The 3623-nt window shown below is 63.2% G+C and carries 4 protein-coding genes and 1 pseudogene; all 5 read left to right on the forward strand.

Features of this window, described 5'->3' with window-relative positions:
* Positions 1 to 144, forward strand: a pseudogene (locus E2583_RS03035) (cytochrome o ubiquinol oxidase subunit IV); the annotation flags it as partial.
* 8 nt (positions 145 to 152) lie between these two features.
* Positions 153 to 935 carry an SURF1 family protein gene (locus E2583_RS03040; protein ID WP_291593121.1) on the forward strand — a complete coding sequence of 261 codons (783 nt, stop codon included), beginning with the start codon at positions 153 to 155 and terminating at the stop codon, positions 933 to 935.
* A 118-nt stretch (positions 936 to 1053) separates the two neighbouring features.
* Positions 1054 to 2355: an ATP-binding protein gene (locus tag E2583_RS03045; protein WP_291593123.1), complete on the forward strand. Its 1302-nt coding sequence runs from the start codon at positions 1054 to 1056 to the stop codon at positions 2353 to 2355.
* A gap of 15 nt (positions 2356 to 2370) precedes the next feature.
* A complete protein-coding gene (locus tag E2583_RS03050) occupies positions 2371 to 2907 on the forward strand; it encodes a response regulator transcription factor (protein ID WP_291593124.1) in 537 nt (178 codons plus the stop codon).
* Positions 2908 to 3063: 156 nt separating this feature from the next.
* Entirely contained in the window at positions 3064 to 3489 is a 426-nt protein-coding gene (locus tag E2583_RS03055) for a polymerase (protein ID WP_291593126.1), read from the forward strand.
* The last annotated feature ends 134 nt before the right edge of the window (positions 3490 to 3623 follow it).

The raw sequence follows: 3623 nt of genomic DNA on the forward strand, positions 1-3623 counted from the left end.
TTCACGGTGATCTTCCTGGCGATTGCGATCTCCGGCACGCTTTGGGTCATGTTCCACATGAACACCAACATGATGCCCGGTCATGAAATGCACCAGGGCGCAGAGCACGCAGGTCACACGGCTCCCGCAGCGGTCACACCTTGACTGACCTCATGAAGAACCAGAGCGCTGCGCGGCAGCGCTCTCCCTTCGCCAAGGCGATGCTCGCATTTGTGGGCATCGCCTTGTTTTTGGGGTTCATGGCCCTGGGCACCTGGCAGGTCCAGCGCCGTGCCTGGAAGCTCGACCTCATCGAGCGCGTGGAGCAGCGCGTGCATAGTGCCCCGGTGGCCGTGCCCGAGCCCGGCCAGTGGCCGCAGATCACTGCGGCCAGCCACGAGTATCTGCCCGTCAAGGCACAGGGCCAATGGCTGGACAAGCAAAGCGTGCTGACCAAGGCCTTGACCGAAGCAGGTGCAGGTTTCTGGCTCATGACACCGCTGCAGCTGAACGATGGCACGCAGGTTCTGGTCAATCGCGGCTTCACGCCCGAGAAGCTGCGCAGCGAATGGCTCAGGCAGATTGCCGAAGCCGGCCCGTCCGCCGAGACCGTCACGGTCATCGGACTGATGCGCATGAGCGAGCCCGGCGGCGGCTTCTTGCGCAGGAACGACCCGGCCACCGGCCAGTGGTTCTCGCGCGATGTCGCGGCCATTGCCCAGGCCCAGGGTCTGAGCCGGGCAGCCCCCTACTTCATAGACCAGGGGGTGCCCGCCAGCAACCCGGCCCATGCCCAGACAGAGGCCGGCAGCGACATCCTGCGCCCCGGCATGACAGTCATCCGGTTCTCGAACAGCCATCTGGTCTACGCGCTGACCTGGTATGGGCTGGCAGCCATGGTTCTGGTCGCAGCCTGGCTGGTGCGCCGGCATGACAAGACCGTTGCCAGAAGCTGATGCCCTCTGAAAAGCGCTCCCCCGGAGCGCTTTTTCATGCCCGGCCCGACTGCTGCTGCCTCAGGAACGCATAGCCCCAAAGCCATCCGTGGCAGGCTCGCTCGGTGACAATTGCGCGGTGAGCCCAATATCCGATTCCCTGTTCCGCGTACAGCGCCTGACCGAGCGGCAGAACATGCAGCTGCTGATTCAGCTGCGCTGGATTGCCGTGGTCGGCCAGGTTGTCACCATCTCGCTGGTGCACTACGGCTTTCAGATCCCCCTGCCCCTGCTGCCCATGGCACTGGTCCTGGTGGCACTGGTGGCCACCAACCTGGCCTATATCTACTGGAGCCAGGGCCTGCACCGCCCCGTGACCTCACGCAGCGTCTTCCACGCGTTGCTGGCCGATGTGCTGGCCCTGACCATTCAGCTGTACCTGAGTGGCGGTGCCAGCAACCCCTTTATCTACCTGTACCTGCTGCAGGGGATTCTGAGCGCCGTGCTGCTGCCTGCCCATTTCACCTGGTGCGTGGTTGCAGCCTCGTTTGTCGGCGTCATCGGCCTGACCCTGTTCCACCAGCCGCTGCATGTGCAGTTCGTGAGTCAGGAAGGTTTGCCCAGCCTCTACGTCGTGGGCGTGCTCATCAGCTTTGCGCTGACCAGCATCCTGACCATTGTCTTTCTGACCCGCATCGTCGAGAACACGCGCCGCCGCGACAAGCGCATCTCCAATATGCGCCAGCGCGCCAGCGAGGAAGAACACATTGTCCGTCTGGGCCTGCTGGCCACCGGCGCGGCCCACGAGCTGGGCACGCCCATGGCCACCATGTCCGTGATCCTGGGCGACTGGCAGCATATGCCGGCACTCATGCAGGACAGCGATCTGCGCGAGGACCTGCAGGAAATGCAGCGCCAGCTGCTGCGCTGCAAGTCCATCGTTTCCGGCGTGCTGCTGTCGGCCGGCGAGACACGGGCCGAAGGCACGGAAAGCACCACTTTTGCAAGCTTTGTCCAAGGCGTGGTCAGCCACTGGCAAGCCCATAACAACCTGCAGCACTTTGTACTGCACCAGCAGGACGTCAGGGACTTTGCCATGCTCTCGGATACTGCCTTGCAGCAAATGATTTGCAATTTGCTGGACAATGCCCTCGAAGCCTCGCCCGACTGGGTGGAGCTGACCCTCAGCAGCGATCACGACCAGATACGCATCCAGGTGCGCGACCATGGACCGGGCTTCGATGCCTCCGTGCTGCAGCAACTGGGCCAGTGCCATGTTTCCACCAAGCAGGAGCGCCCTGGCCGCGGCCTGGGCCTGTTTCTCGTCACCAACGTGGCCCGCGCCCTGGGCGGCCGCGTTCATGCCGGCAATCTTCCGGCGCAGCAAGGCGGAGGTGCGCTGGTGGAGGTCAGTCTGCCCCAGTCCGCTCTCGCGATTTAGGACACTGTTGATTGCATGGAAGAAGAACGTTTACTGCTGCTGGTTGAAGATGATGCGGCATTTGCACGCACCCTCAAGCGCTCGTTCGAGCGCCGGGGCTACCGCGTGCTGCATGCCACCAGCGGCGAGGAAGTGCAGTTGCTGCTGACCCAGTACAGGCCGCAGTATGCAGTCATGGACCTGAAGCTGGCCGGCAATGCCTCGGGCCTGAACTGCGTGCAGATGCTGCATCTGCACAACCCCGCTGCGCTGATCGTCGTGCTCACCGGTTACGCCAGCATTGCCACGGCCGTGGAGGCCGTCAAGCTCGGCGCCTGCCACTACCTGGCCAAACCCTCGAACACAGACGACATCGAGGCAGCCTTCGGACGTGTCGAAGGCCGTACGGACGTCGAGGTCAGCAGCCAGACCACGTCCATCAAGACCCTGGAGTGGGAGCATATCCACGAAACGCTGGCCGAATCCGGCTTCAATATCTCCGAGGCTGCGCGCCGGCTGGGCATGCACCGGCGCACCCTTGCGCGCAAGCTTGAAAAGCGCCAGGTCAAGTGACTGACCGCCGCCTCAATCAGCAATAGTGATAGCTCCCTCCGCTTTTCAGCATTGCCTTTCATGCACAAAAGCACCTGAAATCGACATGCAGCAAGCGATCACCGCTCTCTTTTTCTCTGGTTTCGTGGCCTGTCCTCGGCGCGCGGGCACGTGTCCATGAAGCGGCATCAGAACCCGCCCCGAATCATCGGAGCCACCGGCCTCACCCTGCTGTGCCTCTCCTATGTGACCGCCCTGCCCTGGCTCGTGCGCGGCGAAGCCGTGCATCTGGTGCCCTTTCTGTGTGCGCTGGTCTTTGGCTGCTGCCTGATACGCCCGCTCAGCGTCGCCTTCCGACGCGCACCAGGGTCTGCGCGGGCTGCAGCGCTGCTGTTCCTGGCCCTGATCGTCGCTGCCATCGCCTTCATCGCGGCTGGCGGGCATGGCCAGCGCCTGCTTGCGCATCTGCGGACCCTGCCGCTGTGGCAGGTCAACCACCTCTTCTTTCTGTTCTTCGCCCTGCTGCCGCTGAGCAAAGGCATCGTGGTCGCCGCACTCAATTTCATCAGCATGATCGCGCGCGGCACCGGAGGCAAGCCTTAGGCAGGCGCCGGATCCAGTACCGTTTTTTGCAGCTGCCCGCCACCATCTATAGTTGCTGCGGAGATGCACATCATGAAAACCCTGGGCCGACTTGTTCTCTCTGCCTTTCTGGCACTGCTTGCCAGCCTCGCCGT

The sequence above is a fragment of the Comamonas sp. genome (assembly GCF_009360615.1).
Lineage (GTDB): Bacteria > Pseudomonadota > Gammaproteobacteria > Burkholderiales > Burkholderiaceae_C > Comamonas.